Consider the following 15,141-nt stretch of genomic DNA (forward strand, 5'->3'; position numbering starts at 1 on the left):
GGCCGCCGCCCGCTTCCCCTCGGGGTTTCCCCCTCCCGCACCGGCTCAGCCGATGTGGAAGTCCTCGCCGTAGACCTTCCACTTCAACGGCGTGTGCAGATCGAGGTTGCCGTCCTTGAGGAAGACCCGCTGCGCGGTGTCGACGCGGCTGGTGTCGCTGTGCGCCTCCTCCTGCTCCATCGCCCAGACCCGGGCGTCCAGGAACGCGTTGAGGTACTTCTTCTCGTCGCCGCCCTGCGACGGCGGCTTCGCCTTCTTCAGGGCCCGCTCGCGGATGCTGGAGAAGCTGGTGTCCTCGTCGCCGTCGCCGTGCATGACGATCGCGTCGTAGTACGCGAACTGCCCGAGCACACCGATCTTGTCGGCCTTGCCCTGCTTGACCGCCGGGTTGAAGTACACCCGGTCCCGCTCGTCGTTCTGCGCCTTCTGGAAGTCGGGGTCCTGCGCCGCCTTCTTCCAGTCCTTCACGTACGCGTCGCCGAGCCCCGCGTGGGAGTCGGAACCGTCGACCTTGCGCAGCGCCGGCAGGTACTTCGCCAGGATGTTGTCCGGCTTGCGCTTGGCGTACAGCTCGACGAGTTCGAGCATGTCGTGGGTGCCGGAGCAGAAGCCGATGATGCCGGCGGTGTAGCCACGGCCGTCGCCGATGTCCTCGATGTACTTGTACTGGTCCTTCCAGTCCAGCGAGGAGTTCTCCGCGCTGGAGACCAGCTTCATCGCGATTTCCTTCTTCGCCGGGTCGTCGAGCCCCGACGCCGCACGGGAGGGGTGCGTGGAGTGTGTGGCGGAATCCGGCTTGCCGCCTGGGATGGACGTCGCCGCGACCGCGGTCGCGGGGACGGCGAGCAGTGCCACGCCGAGGACGACGCGGGTGGATATTTTGGTCACACGTGACCCTATCGACCGGGAGCGCATACGATCCTCCGATTTCGGAGTGGGCTGTGGGGGTTTCCCCAATCGTTAGGAAGCTTTCCTACCAGACTTGAGGGGGCGCGTATAGCTGTCGCGCACAACCCCGTGGACGCCGATTCCCTTACGGACAAAGGGAGTTGCGGGGGAGTGGCCGCGGGACGGGAGCGGTCCGGAGCGCCTCGTGCCCCCGCCACCAGCGAAGCTGTCCGTCCGGAGTCCGGGCGGCGCCGCGCCCGCGCCCGCCCCGGCGAAGTGCCGCACGCCGCGAGGGCGCACCACATACAGTTGGCGTATGGCCGAGGAGACGCGGAACAGCGTGGGCGGTCAGGCCCACGTCAACAGCCTGGTCCAGGCCGATTCGGTCCGGGAGCTGCACCTGCACCAGTCGCACGAGCACCGGCCGCCCTGTCAGTTACCTCCGGAAGTGCCCCACTTCACCGACCGGGACGACGAACAGGCCCTCGTCCTGCGGACCGTACGCGAGTGGGAGCGCCACCGCCCCGACGCCGAACGCCCGCTGATCGTCACGCTCCGCGGACTGCGCGGCGTCGGCAAGACCACCCTCGGCTTCCGGCTCGCCCGGACCCTGCGCGAGGGGTACCCGGACGGCGTCCTCTACGTCGACCTCGACGGCATGCGGCACGACGGCGGCGTCTGCCTCAGCGATGTGCTCGCCCGCCTGCTGCGCGATCTGGGCGTGACCCCCGAGTGGGTGGAGCCGACGTTCGCCGGGCGCGCCGCGCAGTACTGGGACCGCACCCAACGCCGCCGGCTGGTCGTCGTCATCGACAACGTCCGCTACGCCTCGGAGGCCGAACCGCTGCTCCCGGCGTCGGCCGGCAGCGTGGTGATCCTCGCCGGATCGCGCCGCCTGGACGACCTGGAGCACGCCGCCGCGGTGGAGCTGTCCCTCGAACCGCTGCGGGAGGCCGACGCCGTACGGCTGCTGCTGCGGATCGTCGACGACCCCGAGCTGTCCGCCGCGCCCGAGACCGCCGCGGAACTGGCCCGGCTGTGCGCGGGCTCGCCCGCGGCGCTGCGGGTCGCCGGGCGCTGGGTGCGCAGGCACCGGCACCGCGGCTGGCCGCGGCTGCTCGCCGGACTCGCCACCGAACTCCGGGAGAAGGGCGTGCCCGACATCGAGCCCGTATGGGATGCCGCCTACCGCGACCTCGCCCCGCAGGCCCGGCGGCTGTACCGGCTGCTCGCCGCGGAGGCGGGCGAGGTGATCTCCGAGGCGGCCGTCGCGGCGCTGCTGGGCACGGACCGGGAGAGCGCCGAGGACGCGCTGGCGGAGCTGGCCGACACCGGGCTGGTCGACGTGGTGTGCGACCCCGCGGAGGAGGGCGCGGCCGGGCCGCCCGTCCGGCGCCCGCGGATGCACCCGCTGGTCCGCGCCCACGCGCTGCGCCGCGCCCGCGACGACGGCGACCCGCAGGAGAGCGCCGACGGGCTGCGCCGCGTCGTCGGCTGGTACCTGCGCCAGGCCCAGCGCGCCGACACCCGCGCCGCCGGCCCGCGGCTGACCCTCGCCCCGGCCGCTCCGCCGGTGCCCGGCGCGGACGACGTGGACCTCGACGCGCCGGAGCCGGAGCGGAAGGCCGTCGCCCACCGCTGGCTGACGGCCGAGCGGCGCGCCCTGCACGCCTGCGTCCGGATCGCCCACGACGCGGGCTGGTACGACCTGGCCTGGGCGCTGTGCGAACCGCTGTGGACGCATCTGCTCGACCATCCGCACAGCGCCGGGTCCGCGGTGACCTTCGCCCTCGGCCGGGACGCCGCGCAGCGCGCCGAGAACCTCCGGGCCACCATCCGGATGCGCTGCCAGCTGGCCCGTCCGCTGTGGGAGCAGCGGCGGTTCGCCGACGCCGGACGGGAGCTGACCGCGGCGGTGCACGGCGCCGAACTGCTGGGGCAGGAGAAGGCGGACCGCAAGCTCTACGCCTCCGCGCTGGAGTTCCGCGGCCGCCTCGGGGCGGAGAGCGGACGCTGGGCCGAAGCCGTCCCCGACTATGTGCGCTCCCGCACCATCCACCGCGAGATCAACAACGCCTACGGCGCGATGCTGCTCACCTACCAGCTCGGCCTGGCCCGCGAGGCCCTCGGCGAACTCGGCCTCGCGGAGGCGGAGTTGACCGCGGCCCACGCGGCGGCGCAGGAGCTGAAGCGGGACCGGATGACCGCCCGTACGGTCCTCGCGCTGGGCCGGGTGGAGCGGCGCCAGGGCCGCCTCGATGCCGCGCGCGGCCGCTTCGGGGCCGCGCTCGACGCCGCCCGGCGGCGCGGCTCCACCTTCGAGGAGGCCCGGGTCCTCGACGCCCTCGCCGAGCTGGAGGACGAGGCCGGGCGCGCGGAGGCGGCGGCCGGGCACCGGGAGCGGGCCGCGGCGATCCGGGCACGGGAGGGCGGGGCGGCCGCGGGGGCGTGAGGCGGCGCCGGAGGTCGCGCGGGCCCGCTTCCGGCGGGCGGGGCGGGGAGCCGGCGGATGCGGGGCCGACCGGGCCGGCGTGGTGCGTGGCGCCGCCGCGATCCGATATGATCATGGTGCAACTTCGCCCCCGGGAACGGCGGGTGGAGCGTGCGTTCGTGGTCCAAGGAAAGACGCCCACCAACCGGTGGGAAATGCAGGTGCAAGGCCTGCCGGGCGCTCTGGACAAGGTCCCTTCCTCATTCGAGGAGGGGGCCTTTTTCGTGGTCGGGCGCCGGCCGTTCCGCCGGCACGCTCCTCGCCGCCCCCCCGCCCAGGCGCTCGGCCTCACAGCTCCCGGCGCGCCTGCTCCGCCGTCCCCTCCGTCACGTGGACCCGGTAGGTGCGCGCCCCGATCGTGCAGGCCAGCGTCGCGGGTGCGGCGGCGTCCGGGGTGGCGGTGAGCCAGGCGTGGAGCGCGGAGAGCACCGCCGCCTGGTCCGGGCGGACGATCCGCCCCGCCTCGTCGTACGGCTCGGTCCGCGCCGCCAGCAGCGGACCGCCGCGGCGGCGCAGGACCGACAGCGACGGGGTGAGGACGGCGGCGACGGTGCGGCGCCCCGGGTACGCGGCGAGCGCGTCGTCGATCCAGCCGGCCGCGGTCCACGCCGCGTCGCCCGGCCCGCCCCGGGCGCGCCGGAACAACAGCGCCGCCCCTTGGGCCAGCGGGACGCCGGCCGCGTCCTCCTCCACGGCGAGATGCCCGGCCGGGGCGTCGGGGCCCTCGTCACCGGGGCGGTCCTCGGGATCGTCGGCCGCCGGGTGGCGGACCACGGAGACCGCCGTGCCGTGCACCCGGGTGCGTACCGCGCAGGCCGCCGGGAGCGGCGCGGCGGCGCGCGGTACGGGCAGCAGCCGGGGCGCGAGGGGCGTGGTGGGCGGCGTCAGGCCCAGGCAGGCGTAGAGCCGGGCGCGCAGATGGGGCAGGGCGTTGCCCTGTTCGGCGAAGGCCGCGGCGGCGATGTCGGTGACGTGCTCGGCGCGGTGCGTGCGCAGCGCCTCGGCGATGTCACCGGGCTTCTCGAAGACGGGAACCGCCGCGAGGAGACGGTCCATCGGGGTGCCGGGGATCAGCTCGTCGCCGCCGTCGCACACGGACAGCAGCGGGCGGCCCAGCGCCGCCGCGTACAGCGCCGTCGACCCGTGGTCGCACAGCACGGCATCGGCCGCCACCAGCACCGAAGCCCACTCCTCGTACGGCGCGGCCATCGTCAGACCGGCGGCGAGGGCGGGCGCGAGGCGTTCGGTGAGTTCGTGGCGGCCCGCGCTGCTGTGCGCGTTGGGGTGGATCAGCAGCGCCAACCGGTACTCGTCCAGCGGCAGTTCGCGGGTGAGGCGGGCGGGCAGCGAGGGGTGGCGGGCGAGCAGCGACCGCGGGCCCCAGGTCGAGGTGAGGGCGATCAGCCGGCGGCCGCCGGCGCCGAGCGCGGCGCGGTAGCGGTCGCGCAGGCCCCGGGAGGCCAGCAGCCGGTCCAGGGTGGGGTCGCCGACGACCGTGGCCCGGGCGGCGGCCTCCGGGCTCCCGGCGGCGAGCCGGGCGATCTGCCCCGGGTGGGCGAGGGCGTGCAGCGTGGCCAGCGGGGTGCCGCCGCGCACCAGATAGGCGGCGTCGAGGCCGGACGCCGCACGGGCCGAACCGTCGGAGGGCAGCGACTTGTTGAACCCGGCGCCGTGCGGCAGCAGCGCGAGCGGCCCGCGGAGGCGGTGCAGATCGCCCTTGGGGCTGGCGGCGAGCGTCAGGTCGTAGGTGGTGCCGAGGGCCTGGCTCCAGGGGACGGTGCGGGCCCCGGCGGCCTCCAGCGCCGCGAGCGCGTCGGTGGAGAAGTCCGAGCCGGGGACGAGGGAGAAGACGCGGGTGATGCGGTGGTCACCGGCGAAGACCGGGAGGGTGTCGAGGAGGCGGTGCAGCGCCACCGCGCTGCGCGCCGCGAAGAGCACGGTCCGGGCGGTGTCCGCCGTCCGCCGTCCCTCCGATAAGGCGCGGCCCGCCGGCCGGGGCGCGCCGCCGCCGTGGCGGACGGGCTCGGGCGGGGGCGGCGGCATGCCGACGAGCGTACTCGCCGCCCGCCCGGCCCGCCGCCGCCCCCGCCGCCCGGTGCGGGCAGCCGGGGGGCGGCGGCGGTGGGCGGACCCCGGTGGCCGCGCCCTGGGCCGGTGCGGGCGCCGTTCTCAGCCCTCCAGGACCGCGTACGCCGGAAGGGTCAGGAAGTCGGCGTAGTCGGCGTCGAGGGCGACCTGGAGCAGCAGGTCGTGGGCCTGCTGCCAGCGGCCGGCGGCGAACGCCTCCTCGCCGGCCTCGGCGCGGATGTCGGCCAGCGCGGTGGCGGCGACGGAGCGCACCAGCTCGGCGGTGACCTTCTCGCCCGCGTGGCCGTCCTCCTCGAAGACGACGCCCGCGTCGACCCACTGCCAGATCTGCGAACGGGAGATCTCGGCGGTGGCGGCGTCCTCCATCAGGCCGAAGATCGCGACGGCGCCCAGGCCCCGCAGCCACGCCTCGATGTACCGGATGCCGACCTGCACCGCGTCGACCAGGCCCTGATAGGTGGGCTTCGCCTCCAGCGAGTCGATGGCGATCAGGGCCGCCGCCTTGACGTCGACGTCCTCGCGCAGCCGCTCCTTCTGGTTCGGCCGGTCGCCGAGGACCGCGTCGAACGAAGCGCGGGCGATCGGCACCAGGTCGGGGTGGGCGACCCAGGAGCCGTCGAACCCGTCCCCGGCCTCGCGGTCCTTGTCGTTCGCCACCTTCGCCAGCGCCTTCTCGTTGGCCTCCGGATCACGGCGGTTGGGGATGAACGCGGCCATCCCGCCGATCGCGTGCGCACCGCGCTTGTGGCAGGTGCGGACGAGGAGTTCGGTGTACGCGCGCATGAACGGCGCGGTCATCGTCACCGCGTTGCGGTCCGGCAGCACGAACTTGGCGCCGCCGTCGCGGAAGTTCTTGACGATGGAGAAGAGGTAGTCCCAGCGGCCGGCGTTCAGCCCCGAGGCGTGGTCGCGCAGCTCGTAGAGGATCTCCTCCATCTCGTACGCGGCGGTGATCGTCTCGATGAGGACCGTGGCGCGGACGGTGCCCCGGGGGATGCCGACGTAGTCCTGGGCGAAGACGAAGACGTCGTTCCAGAGGCGGGCCTCCAGGTGCGACTCGGTCTTGGGCAGGTAGAAGTACGGGCCCTTGCCGAGGTCCAGGAGGCGCTGCGCGTTGCGGAAGAAGTACAGGCCGAAGTCGACCAGCGCACCGGGGACGGGCTTGCCGTCGACCGTCAGATGCCGCTCGTCGAGGTGCCAGCCGCGCGGCCGCATGACGACGGTCGCCAGCTCCGCGGCGTCCTTGAGGGCGTACGACTTGCCCGAGCGCGGGTCGGTGAAGTCGATGCGGCGCTCGTAGGCGTCGGTGAGGTTGAGCTGGCCGGTGATGACGTTTTCCCAGGTGGGAGCGGAGGCGTCCTCGAAGTCGGCGAGCCAGACCTTGGCGCCGGAGTTCAGCGCGTTGATGGTCATCTTGCGGTCGGTCGGGCCGGTGATCTCCACCCGGCGGTCGGTGAGCGCGGCGGGCGCCTCGGCGACCCGCCAGCTGTCGTCCGCGCGGATGTGCGCGGTCTCGGGCAGGAAGTCCAGGGTGGAGGTCCGGGCGATCTCGGCGCGGCGCTCGGCGCGCCGGGCGAGCAGCTCGTCGCGGCGCGGGGTGAACCGGTGGTGCAGCTCGGCCAGGAAGGCGAGTGCGGCGTCGGTGAGGACCTCGTCCTGACGCGCGGGCACGCGCGCGGGGTCGACGTGGGCGAGGGCCAGCGGGGACGGCGCTGGTGCGGACATGAGCTGTCACTCCATTCAGCGGCGCTGCCGGGCGGCCGCCACGGGCCGCGCGGCACGGGGTGCCGCGGGGTCGTTCGTACGGTCGCGGGCGCCGTTCGGGTTCAGGGCGCTTCTGACCAGTGGAGACTAGTTTCCTTATCGCGGAAGTTCAATCGTTTGTTGATGTCGAGATTCTCCGGGTCGACAGAAGCGGCCCCGTGGTGGCTCCGAGTGCCATGCCGTGTGCGGTGCGGAGGCGGCCTGATTCCGGGGGAGGAGGCCCGGGAGCGCCGGCGCGGCAGGGGGCCGGCTTTCGGGAAGGGTTCCTGAAAGCTCCCCGCGTGGCGCCACCCGAACTCCCCACCCCGCAGCCGCCGTTCACCCGAGGAGGTGAAGATCCTCCGGGGTGTCGATGTCGTCCGCCGCCGCGATGTCCGCGCACTCGACGAGGGTCAGTTCGGCGCCGTGGCGGCGCAGATAGGCGCGGGCGCCGCGGTCGCCTTCGGCGGTCGCGGCGATCTCCGCCCACCGGTCCGCGCCGAAGAGCACCGGATGCCCGCGCCGCCCCTCGTACGCGGCTGCCGCCAGTGCGCCCGGACCGTCGTACGCCGCCGCCACCCGCGCCACCGCCTCCGGGCCGATGCCCGGCTGGTCCACCAGCATGACGAGCGCCGCCCCGCACCCCGAACCGGCGAGCGCGGCCAGGCCCGTCCGCAGCGAGGAGCCCATTCCGGAGGTCCAGTCGGGGTTGGTGTGCACGGCGTAGCCGGAGAGGTCGGCGCGGGCCCGCACCTCGGACGCCGCGGCGCCCAGGACGAGGTGGACGGGGCCGCAGCCGCCCTCCCGCAGCACCCGCGCCGCATGCTCCACCAGCGGCCGGCCGCGGAACTCCAGCAGCGCCTTCGGGCGCCCGCCCAGCCGCCGCCCGCCCCCGGCGGCGAGGAGCAGCCCCGCCACCTTTCCCGGGTGGGGCGGGCGCCCCGGGGGCGGTGCCGGAGTGGACGGGTGCGGTGTCGGTGTCATGGGGGAGTGCATACCCCATGGCGCCGCGCCCCGGGGGCCGGGCGCCGCCCAGCGGTGCCACGCGGGCTCGCGGCGCCCGGCCCCTGCCGGCTTTCGGTCCCTCCTGCCTCCGGCGGTCCGCCGGCGTCAGCCCGCGTCGCCCGCCGTACGCGGGCGGGGGATCCATGGCCGCAGGGCGCCGCGGATGCCGTGCGTACGCTGTTCCGCGAGGCGGCGCTCGGTGACGTACCGGTGCATGTGCTCGACGGTGATTTCCGAGGCGTCCGCGAGTCCGTAGGCGCGGCAGATCAGTTGGACCACGCTGGTGTGGCGCCCGTCGGGGGCCGCGTCGTGGCCGTGCTCCGGCTCGGGGTCGCTGTACGGGTCGCGTTGAGAGTCCATCGCGTTCTCCGATTCTGGGATATACCGGATATGCCCGGAAGGATGCTGCTCCGTCCCGGGGCTCCGTACGCCTGCCCCGGCGGACGCTCACGCGGAAGGCGGGGCGGGTGAGCAGATGTGCGGTGGAGTGGTCCGGGCCCCTGGCGGGAAGGCTGGAGGGTTTTGCGGGGCGCGCCGCGCGGGCCGCGCGCCGTGCGCGACGGCGTACGGCGGACGGCTCCGGGCGTCGGCGCGCCCCGCCGAACGGGTGCGGATCCCGCCGTCGGTCCCTGCCGCCGCCCGGGGCCGACGGCGAGCCCGGACGGATCGTGTCCCGCATATGGCGCATCCGGTGCGCCGTGGCGTTAACTGTCCCGCATTGTCGAACGCTCAACTTCCCTGGAGGACGCCGTCGTCGTGGAGCTGAGGCAAGGGGGGTGCGGATGTCCCGGCGTGGCCGGGGTCGATCCGCGGAGGTATGAACTGCGCACCGCGGTGGTCCGGCTCCGCCGCGAACTGGCCCTGCTGTCCTATGAGTTACCGGATCGGGCGGTGGCCGACGACGAACTGGCCGCCCTGGAGGCGATGGTCCGCGAAGGGCTGCCCGAGGTGCCCCGGCTGCGCCGTTCGCTGCTGCTGATCGCCGGCGCCGTGGGGTCCGTCAGCGCCCTGTCGCCCGCGTTGGCCGACGTCCGCGCGGGCGTCGAACGGTTCGGCAGACCGCCGGGACGCGGCTGAGGCGCCGGGAGGCGGCCGGACCGCCCGGAAGCGTCCGGGGCCGAGCATCCCGGAAGCGTCCGGGCCGCACGCCGGCAAACGGCCGGCCCCGGGACGTCCACCCCGGGGCCGGTCCGCGCGCCACCACGGGCCACCCGGCGAACCGGGATCCGCGGTGGACGCGGCGGTGCTCAGGCCGGTGTCTGGTTGGCCAGCGCCACCGACAGCTGGGCGGCGACCTCCTGGAGGACCGGTACGACCTTCTCCGTCGACGCCTCGGTGACCCGGCCGGTCGGTCCGGAGATGGAGATGGCCGCGGAGGTGGGGGAGTCGGGGACCGGCACCGCGAAGCAGCGGACGCCGATCTCCTGCTCGTTGTCGTCGACCGCGTAGCCCAGGCGCCGGACCTCGGCGAGCGCGTCGAGGAAGGTGTCCGGGTCGGTGATCGTCTTCTCCGTCGCCGCGGGCATGCCGGTCCGCCCGAGCAGCGCGCGGACCTCCTCCGGCGGGTGCCCGGCGAGCAGCGCCTTGCCGACGCCGGTGGAGTGCGGCAGGACCCGCCGGCCGACCTCGGTGAACATCCGCACGGCGTGCCGCGAGGGGACCTGCGCGACGTAGACGATCTCGTCGCCGTCGAGCAGCGCCATGTTGGCGGTCTCGCCGGTCTCCTCGACCAGCCGGGCCAGGAACGGCCGCGCCCAGGTGCCGAGCAGTCGCGAGGCGCTCTCGCCCAGGCGGATCAGGCGGGGGCCCAGCGCATAGCGGCGGTTGGGCTGCTGACGGACGTAACCGCAGGCCACGAGGGTGCGCATCAGGCGGTGGATGGTGGGCAGCGGGAGGCCGCTGCTGGCGGACAGCTCGCTGAGGCCGACCTCGCCCCCGGCGTCGGCCATCCGCTCCAGCAGATCGAAGGCGCGCTCAAGGGACTGGACACCGCCGCCCGCGGGCTTGGCATCGGCGGCGGAGGTGCTGGCGCTGGACGGCGGCACGTCGCTTTCCTTTCGGGGCGGAGGGGTCGGTCACGGCTGGTACGGGCGCCGGGCCCGACCGGTGCAGCCTACCGGTCCCGTTTCCCGGACACACGGCGTACCGCACAGTCGTTCGCGCCGGTCAGCGCCTCGGTCGCGGAACTCGGTCCGGGCCGTGATCTCGATGTCCGTGATCCCTTGACCTGGCCGATGGCCCTGGTTACGTTCTGCTCCGCGAAACTTATTATCCATTTTGTGGAATCGGCCAGTGGTGGGAAGAGGATTTCCGTCCTCCCGTCGTGAGCGCTGGCCGGGGCGGCTCCGGGAGGGCGTCCGCCAGGCCCGGGGGGGTCTTGACGGGCCCGGATCCGGCGGCAAAACTCCTTCAACAGTCTGTTGAAGGCCTGGTGAACGCCACCGTGCGGCCCGGCCGGCCCCGCGGCCGGTCGCCGGCCGCACGGAGCACGAGAGACGAGGAGGGGACCGGGTGTCCGAAGTAGAGCTGGTGCTGCGCAGTACGCGCGTCATCACCCCGGAGGGGACGCGCGCCGCGTCCGTCGCCGTCGGCGGCGGGACGATCACGGCGGTCGGGCCGCACGACGCCGCGGTGCCGGACGGCGCGCGGGTCGAGGACTTCGGCGACGACGTCCTGCTGCCCGGCCTGGTGGACACCCACGTACACGTCAACGACCCCGGGCGCACCGAGTGGGAGGGCTTCTGGACCGCCACCCGCGCGGCCGCCGCGGGCGGCATCACCACGCTCGTGGACATGCCGCTCAACAGCCTCCCGCCGACCACCACCACCGCCCACCTCGACGCCAAGCGCGAGGTCGCCGCCGCCAAGGCCCATGTCGACGTCGGCTTCTGGGGCGGCGCGATCCCCGGCAACGTCAAGGACCTGCGCCCGCTCCACGACGCCGGGGTCTTCGGCTTCAAGTGCTTCCTGTCGCCCTCCGGCGTGGACGAGTTCCCGGAGCTGGACCAGGAGCAGCTGGCCCTCGCCCTGGAGGAGATCGCCGGCTTCGGCGGCCTGCTGATCGTGCACGCCGAGGACCCGCACCACCTGGACGCGGCGCCCGTGCCGAGCGGCCCGAAGTACGCCGATTTCCTCGCCTCGCGCCCGCGCGTCTGCGAGGACGACGCGATCGCCGCCCTGATCGCGCTCGCCCGGCGGCTGGACGCCCGGGTCCACGTCCTGCACCTCTCCTCCGCCGACGCGCTGCCGCTGATCGCCGCCGCCAAGGCCGAGGGCGTACGGATCACCGTCGAGTCCTGCCCGCACTTCCTGACCCTGACCGCCGAGGAGATCCCCGACGGCGCCACGGAGTTCAAGTGCTGCCCGCCGATCCGCGAGGGCGCCAACCAGGACGCCCTGTGGCAGGGCCTGGCCGACGGCACGATCGACTGCATCGTCTCCGACCACTCGCCGTCCACCGCCGACCTCAAGACCGCCGACTTCGGCGCCGCCTGGGGCGGCATCTCCTCCCTCCAGCTGGGCCTGCCCGCCATCTGGACGGCGGCCCGCGCCCGCGGCCACTCCCTGGAGGACGTGGTCCGCTGGATGGCCACCGCCCCCGCGGCGCTGGTCGGCCTCGGGCGGAAGGGCGCCATCGAGGCGGGCCGGGACGCCGACTTCGCGGTCCTCGCGCCCGACGAGACGTTCACCGTCGACCCGGCCGCCCTCCAGCACCGCAACAAGATCACCGCGTACGCCGGCAAGACCCTGCACGGCGTGGTGCGCTCCACCTGGCTGCGCGGCCGCAAGATCAACGACGGCGCCACCCTCGCCGCGCCCACCGGAGACCTCCTCACCCGCCCCGAGCGGGGCTGACGCGCCGCCCGGCCGCCCGCACCGGCGGCCGGGCACCGCTCACGCCTCCAGCGCGCCCCAGAACATCAGCTCGTACGCCTGGAGGAGCCGGCCGTGCCGGTGCGCCTCCAGGGGCCGGGCCTGACCGGTCTCCAGCCCGTGCGCGACGGCCGTCAGGGCCCGCCGGTCCAGTGCGGGCGAGGGCTTCGCGAAGAGGTCGAAGAACCCGCACGCCGCGTCCGGCAGGCCGTAGTGCTCCCGCGCCGCCCGGCCCACCCTGGCGCAGTACGCGCCCCAGGAGGCGAAGTTCGCGGTCAGCGCGATCACCACATCGACCGGCTCCGCACCGAGCGCCAGCCGCGCCACGTACGACGGGTACGCCTGGCAGCCGGGCCGCGGCTCGTACCCGTCGAGGGTGGCCGGGGCGATCCCCAGCGCCTCGTTGAGCGCGTCCAGCCGCTCCAGGGCGACCGTCTCACCGTCCGCGAGCAGATCGAAGAAGGCCGCGACCGGCGGATCGGCGTCGGCCCGGTGCGTCAGATGGCGGAAGCTGAGCCGGTCCGAGGCGATCACCCGGTGCTGCTCCAGCGCGAGCGTGGTGAACACCGTGCGCGGCGCCTGACCGGCGGCGATCCGCTCGACCGCCCGGTTCGCGCCGGAGTCCGGGGCGAGGGCGCGCACGGCGGCGTCGAGAACGGCGTCCGAGGTCGGCCGGGGCGCGGTGTCGGCGGGTCGGACCATGGCGGCATCTCCTCCGGTACGGGACGGCCGCCCACGGCGCCGCACCGTGCGCGGCGCGCGGCCCGGCGGCCGTGGGGTGTGCCCTCAGCGTGCTGGCCCGGTACCGGACGGCCCGCCGACGCGCCGGAAAGGCCGGGCGAGCACCGCCCGCACGGGCCCGCCCGGCGGCCCGGGGCGCCCCGGCTGTGTCAGCGCGTCTTGGCCGCGTACACCAGCACGCTCATGAACGCCAGCAGCACGTGCGTCGCCACGACGTAGATGAAGACCCGCACGTAGAGCCCGCGCGGCGGCTTGTTCTCGACATACGTCCGGGAGGTCGGCGGCGGCGCGTCGGCGTCGGTGGCGTCGGGCGTTCCCGGTACGGCGGAGGTGGAGTGGTCGGGCACGGCGTTCGTCCTTCCCTCACGAAGCGGTGCGGTGCGCGGCGGCTCCGCGGCACCGAAGGCGATGGGCGCTCACAGGCCGCGCCGCGGGGCGTCGTCCCCCAGGCACAGCTCGGCGGCGCCGCTCTGCAGCAGGGTGTGGACGAAGAGCAGCTCGGCGCCGGCGTGGGTGGTCGCGGCGATGCGGTGCGGGGTCAGCGAGTCGAAGTGCGCCGCGTCCCCGGGGCCGAGCAGATGCACCGCCTCGCCGAGCGTCAGCCGCAGCTGCCCGGTGAGGACGTACAGCCACTCCTCGCCCGGATGCACCCGCACCAGATCGCCCTGCGCCCGCTGCGGTACGTGCACCCGGAGCGCCTGCATGGCCCGGCCGGCGCCGCCGACCGTCCAGTACGTCCAGCCGCCGGCCTCGGACGGCTCGGTCCGGCCGGCCCGCATGATCGGATCCCGCTCCGGCGCGGTCTCGCCCAGGAGGTCCGATACCGTGGTCCCGTACGTGCGGGCCAGCGCGAGCAGCATCGGCAGCGACGGTTGGCGGCGATTGGTCTCCAGCCGGGACAGATGCGCGGGCGACAGCCCGACCCGCCGGGCGGCCGTCTCCAGCGTCAGCCCGCTGCGGCGCCGCAGATCGCGCAGCCGGGGCGCGACGGTGGGCAGATCCGCCGCCTCGGCGGGGGCGTCCTGCGGGAGTTCGGTCATGTATCCGGTATAGCCAGCCTTGACCTCTGAGGCAAAAGTTTTGCCCCAGAGGCAAAGACCGCCCGGCCCTCTCTTCCGTCCCCTCCGGGTGATCCCGTACGGGGCTCGCTGCTCTCCCTCGGAGGGATCTCGCGCGGGTGCCCTTGTGCGAGGCGCGAGCTCCGAGGGCGTGGGCGACGTGATGCGGAGCGGGGAGCCGTGTGCGGCGAAGTGGTCGGATCATTGAGCCGCAGGGGGGAATCGGGGGCCGACGGTCGGCGAGCGGTCGGCGAGTGGTCGTGGGTGGCGGGCGGTCGGTGTGCGGAGCCGCAACGGCCGCTCGGCGCAGGGGAGTCGGGGTGCGGTGGTGGTGTGTCGGGGGCGGGGGTGACCGCAAAGGGGCGCGGGCGTGGCCGCGTTGCTCCTTTCGGGGGAACCTCGTGAACGGCCGGGAAACTTCCGCTCCTTGGCATTGACAGGGCCATGTCTACGCGCGTCATGCTTGGGGCCATGAGAATCCCCCCACGGATCACCAGGATCGGCGCCGCGGGCGCCCTCGCATCGGCCCTTCTCCTCGGCGGCACCGCCGTCGCGGCCACCCCGAGCACCGCCACGGCGCACGCGGCGGTGTCCGCGCAGCACGTGCGGGTGGCGAGCGTCGGCAAGATCTGCCAGTCCAAGCTGCCCGCCGAGGCCCACGACACCCTCGACCTGATCGCCAAGGGCGGCCCCTACCCCTACCCGAAGGACGGCACGGTCTTCTCGAACCGCGAGGGGATCCTGCCGAAGCAGAGCTCCGGCTACTACCACGAGTTCACCGTCGTCACCCCGGGCTCCCCGGACCGCGGCGCGCGCCGCATCGTGACCGGTGAGAAGAAGCAGGAGGACTACTACACCTCCGACCACTACGCGACCTTCGACCTCGTCGACTTCGGCTGCTGAGCCGGCGCCCGGTACCCACCGGGCACAGACGGCGGCCGGGATGCTGCGGGCATCCCGGCCGCCGTCGCGTCGTTTCCGGGACCGCCGGGCGGCCCGCGGCCGATCCCTTCCGGCCCTGGTCCGCCGCCGTCCCGCTCCCTTCCGTCACCGGTCCGGTCCCCGTGCGGTCCCCGTTCCGGGTGGTTCCCGCACCGGGCGGCGGGGCGACGCCCGAGGTCAGGACGGTCGCGGGGAGTTGCCGCGCGGGTAACCCTGAAAGATCCCTGGGATGTCGCCGCTTCGGGGACGTACGGTGGCCCCCCACGGGAGAATTGTCAGTGGCTGCCGGTAGCGTTCCGGTCGAATCAAGAA

At 74.6% G+C, this 15,141-nt stretch carries 13 protein-coding genes; 4 read left to right on the forward strand and 9 right to left on the reverse strand.

What is annotated here, in order from left to right; genetic code table 11:
* Positions 1-45: 45 nt before the first annotated feature.
* Positions 46-915 (reverse strand): chitosanase, encoded by an 870-nt coding sequence (locus ABT345_RS21200; RefSeq protein ID WP_345085807.1) that lies wholly within the window; start codon positions 913-915, stop codon positions 46-48.
* Between the two features lie 289 nt (positions 916-1,204).
* Between ABT345_RS21200 and ABT345_RS21205 the strand changes: the two genes are divergently transcribed.
* Positions 1,205-3,340 (forward strand): NB-ARC domain-containing protein, encoded by a 2,136-nt coding sequence (locus tag ABT345_RS21205; RefSeq protein ID WP_345085808.1) that lies wholly within the window; start codon positions 1,205-1,207, stop codon positions 3,338-3,340.
* A 327-nt stretch (positions 3,341-3,667) separates the two neighbouring features.
* On the opposite strand, the gene ABT345_RS21210 is transcribed toward ABT345_RS21205, so the two are convergent.
* The 4 genes from ABT345_RS21210 to ABT345_RS21225 all read right to left on the reverse strand — a co-directional run bounded on the left by ABT345_RS21210 (position 3,668) and on the right by ABT345_RS21225 (position 8,575).
* Positions 3,668-5,422 (reverse strand): translation initiation factor 2, encoded by a 1,755-nt coding sequence (locus ABT345_RS21210; RefSeq protein ID WP_345085810.1) that lies wholly within the window; start codon positions 5,420-5,422, stop codon positions 3,668-3,670.
* Between the two features lie 126 nt (positions 5,423-5,548).
* On the reverse strand, positions 5,549-7,192 hold the full coding sequence (gene aceB / locus ABT345_RS21215) for a malate synthase A (protein WP_345085812.1): 1,644 nt from the start codon (positions 7,190-7,192) through the stop codon (positions 5,549-5,551).
* A gap of 357 nt (positions 7,193-7,549) precedes the next feature.
* Entirely contained in the window at positions 7,550-8,128 is a 579-nt protein-coding gene (locus ABT345_RS21220; protein WP_345085888.1) for a nucleotidyltransferase family protein, read from the reverse strand.
* Positions 8,129-8,320: 192 nt separating this feature from the next.
* Positions 8,321-8,575 (reverse strand): hypothetical protein, encoded by a 255-nt coding sequence (locus ABT345_RS21225; protein ID WP_345085814.1) that lies wholly within the window; start codon positions 8,573-8,575, stop codon positions 8,321-8,323.
* Positions 8,576-9,007: 432 nt separating this feature from the next.
* On the opposite strand from ABT345_RS21225, the gene ABT345_RS21230 reads away from it, so the two are divergent.
* Entirely contained in the window at positions 9,008-9,292 is a 285-nt protein-coding gene (locus ABT345_RS21230) for a DUF5955 family protein (RefSeq protein ID WP_345085816.1), read from the forward strand.
* Between the two features lie 170 nt (positions 9,293-9,462).
* On the opposite strand, the gene ABT345_RS21235 is transcribed toward ABT345_RS21230, so the two are convergent.
* Positions 9,463-10,260, reverse strand: a complete 798-nt coding sequence (locus ABT345_RS21235; RefSeq protein WP_345085818.1) for an IclR family transcriptional regulator — start codon at positions 10,258-10,260, stop codon at positions 9,463-9,465.
* 466 nt (positions 10,261-10,726) lie between these two features.
* On the opposite strand from ABT345_RS21235, the gene allB reads away from it, so the two are divergent.
* Positions 10,727-12,070: an allantoinase AllB gene (gene allB / locus ABT345_RS21240; RefSeq protein WP_345085820.1), complete on the forward strand. Its 1,344-nt coding sequence runs from the start codon at positions 10,727-10,729 to the stop codon at positions 12,068-12,070.
* Positions 12,071-12,109: 39 nt separating this feature from the next.
* Here allB and ABT345_RS21245 read toward each other — a convergent pair whose 3' ends face one another.
* The 3 genes from ABT345_RS21245 to ABT345_RS21255 all read right to left on the reverse strand — a co-directional run bounded on the left by ABT345_RS21245 (position 12,110) and on the right by ABT345_RS21255 (position 13,869).
* Positions 12,110-12,790: a thiaminase II/PqqC family protein gene (locus ABT345_RS21245; RefSeq protein WP_345085822.1), complete on the reverse strand. Its 681-nt coding sequence runs from the start codon at positions 12,788-12,790 to the stop codon at positions 12,110-12,112.
* A gap of 188 nt (positions 12,791-12,978) precedes the next feature.
* Positions 12,979-13,176, reverse strand: coding sequence for a DUF6126 family protein (locus tag ABT345_RS21250; RefSeq protein ID WP_345085824.1), 198 nt, complete (start codon positions 13,174-13,176; stop codon positions 12,979-12,981).
* 69 nt (positions 13,177-13,245) lie between these two features.
* The gene (locus tag ABT345_RS21255; RefSeq protein WP_345085826.1) at positions 13,246-13,869 is read right to left on the reverse strand and encodes a helix-turn-helix domain-containing protein; all 624 of its coding nucleotides are present in this window, start codon (positions 13,867-13,869) and stop codon (positions 13,246-13,248) included.
* Between the two features lie 489 nt (positions 13,870-14,358).
* On the opposite strand from ABT345_RS21255, the gene ABT345_RS21260 reads away from it, so the two are divergent.
* Positions 14,359-14,790: a ribonuclease gene (locus ABT345_RS21260; protein WP_345085828.1), complete on the forward strand. Its 432-nt coding sequence runs from the start codon at positions 14,359-14,361 to the stop codon at positions 14,788-14,790.
* Positions 14,791-15,141 lie beyond the last annotated feature (351 nt).

The organism is Streptomyces sp. NPDC000404 (assembly GCF_040300365.1).
GTDB classification, from domain to species: Bacteria; Actinomycetota; Actinomycetes; order Streptomycetales; family Streptomycetaceae; genus Streptomyces; species Streptomyces ramulosus.

Bases quoted from the DNA above. Each gene is read 5' to 3' on its own strand.
- ABT345_RS21200 (WP_345085807.1), bottom strand. From the start codon at position 915: ATGCGCTCCCGGTCGATAGGGTCACGTGTGACCAAAATATCCACCCGC.
- ABT345_RS21205 (WP_345085808.1), top strand. From the start codon at position 1,205: ATGGCCGAGGAGACGCGGAACAGCGTGGGCGGTCAGGCCCACGTCAAC.
- ABT345_RS21210 (WP_345085810.1), bottom strand. From the start codon at position 5,422: ATGCCGCCGCCCCCGCCCGAGCCCGTCCGCCACGGCGGCGGCGCGCCC.
- aceB (WP_345085812.1), bottom strand. From the start codon at position 7,192: ATGTCCGCACCAGCGCCGTCCCCGCTGGCCCTCGCCCACGTCGACCCC.
- ABT345_RS21225 (WP_345085814.1), bottom strand. From the start codon at position 8,575: ATGGACTCTCAACGCGACCCGTACAGCGACCCCGAGCCGGAGCACGGC.
- ABT345_RS21245 (WP_345085822.1), bottom strand. From the start codon at position 12,790: ATGGTCCGACCCGCCGACACCGCGCCCCGGCCGACCTCGGACGCCGTT.
- ABT345_RS21255 (WP_345085826.1), bottom strand. From the start codon at position 13,869: ATGACCGAACTCCCGCAGGACGCCCCCGCCGAGGCGGCGGATCTGCCC.
- ABT345_RS21260 (WP_345085828.1), top strand. From the start codon at position 14,359: ATGAGAATCCCCCCACGGATCACCAGGATCGGCGCCGCGGGCGCCCTC.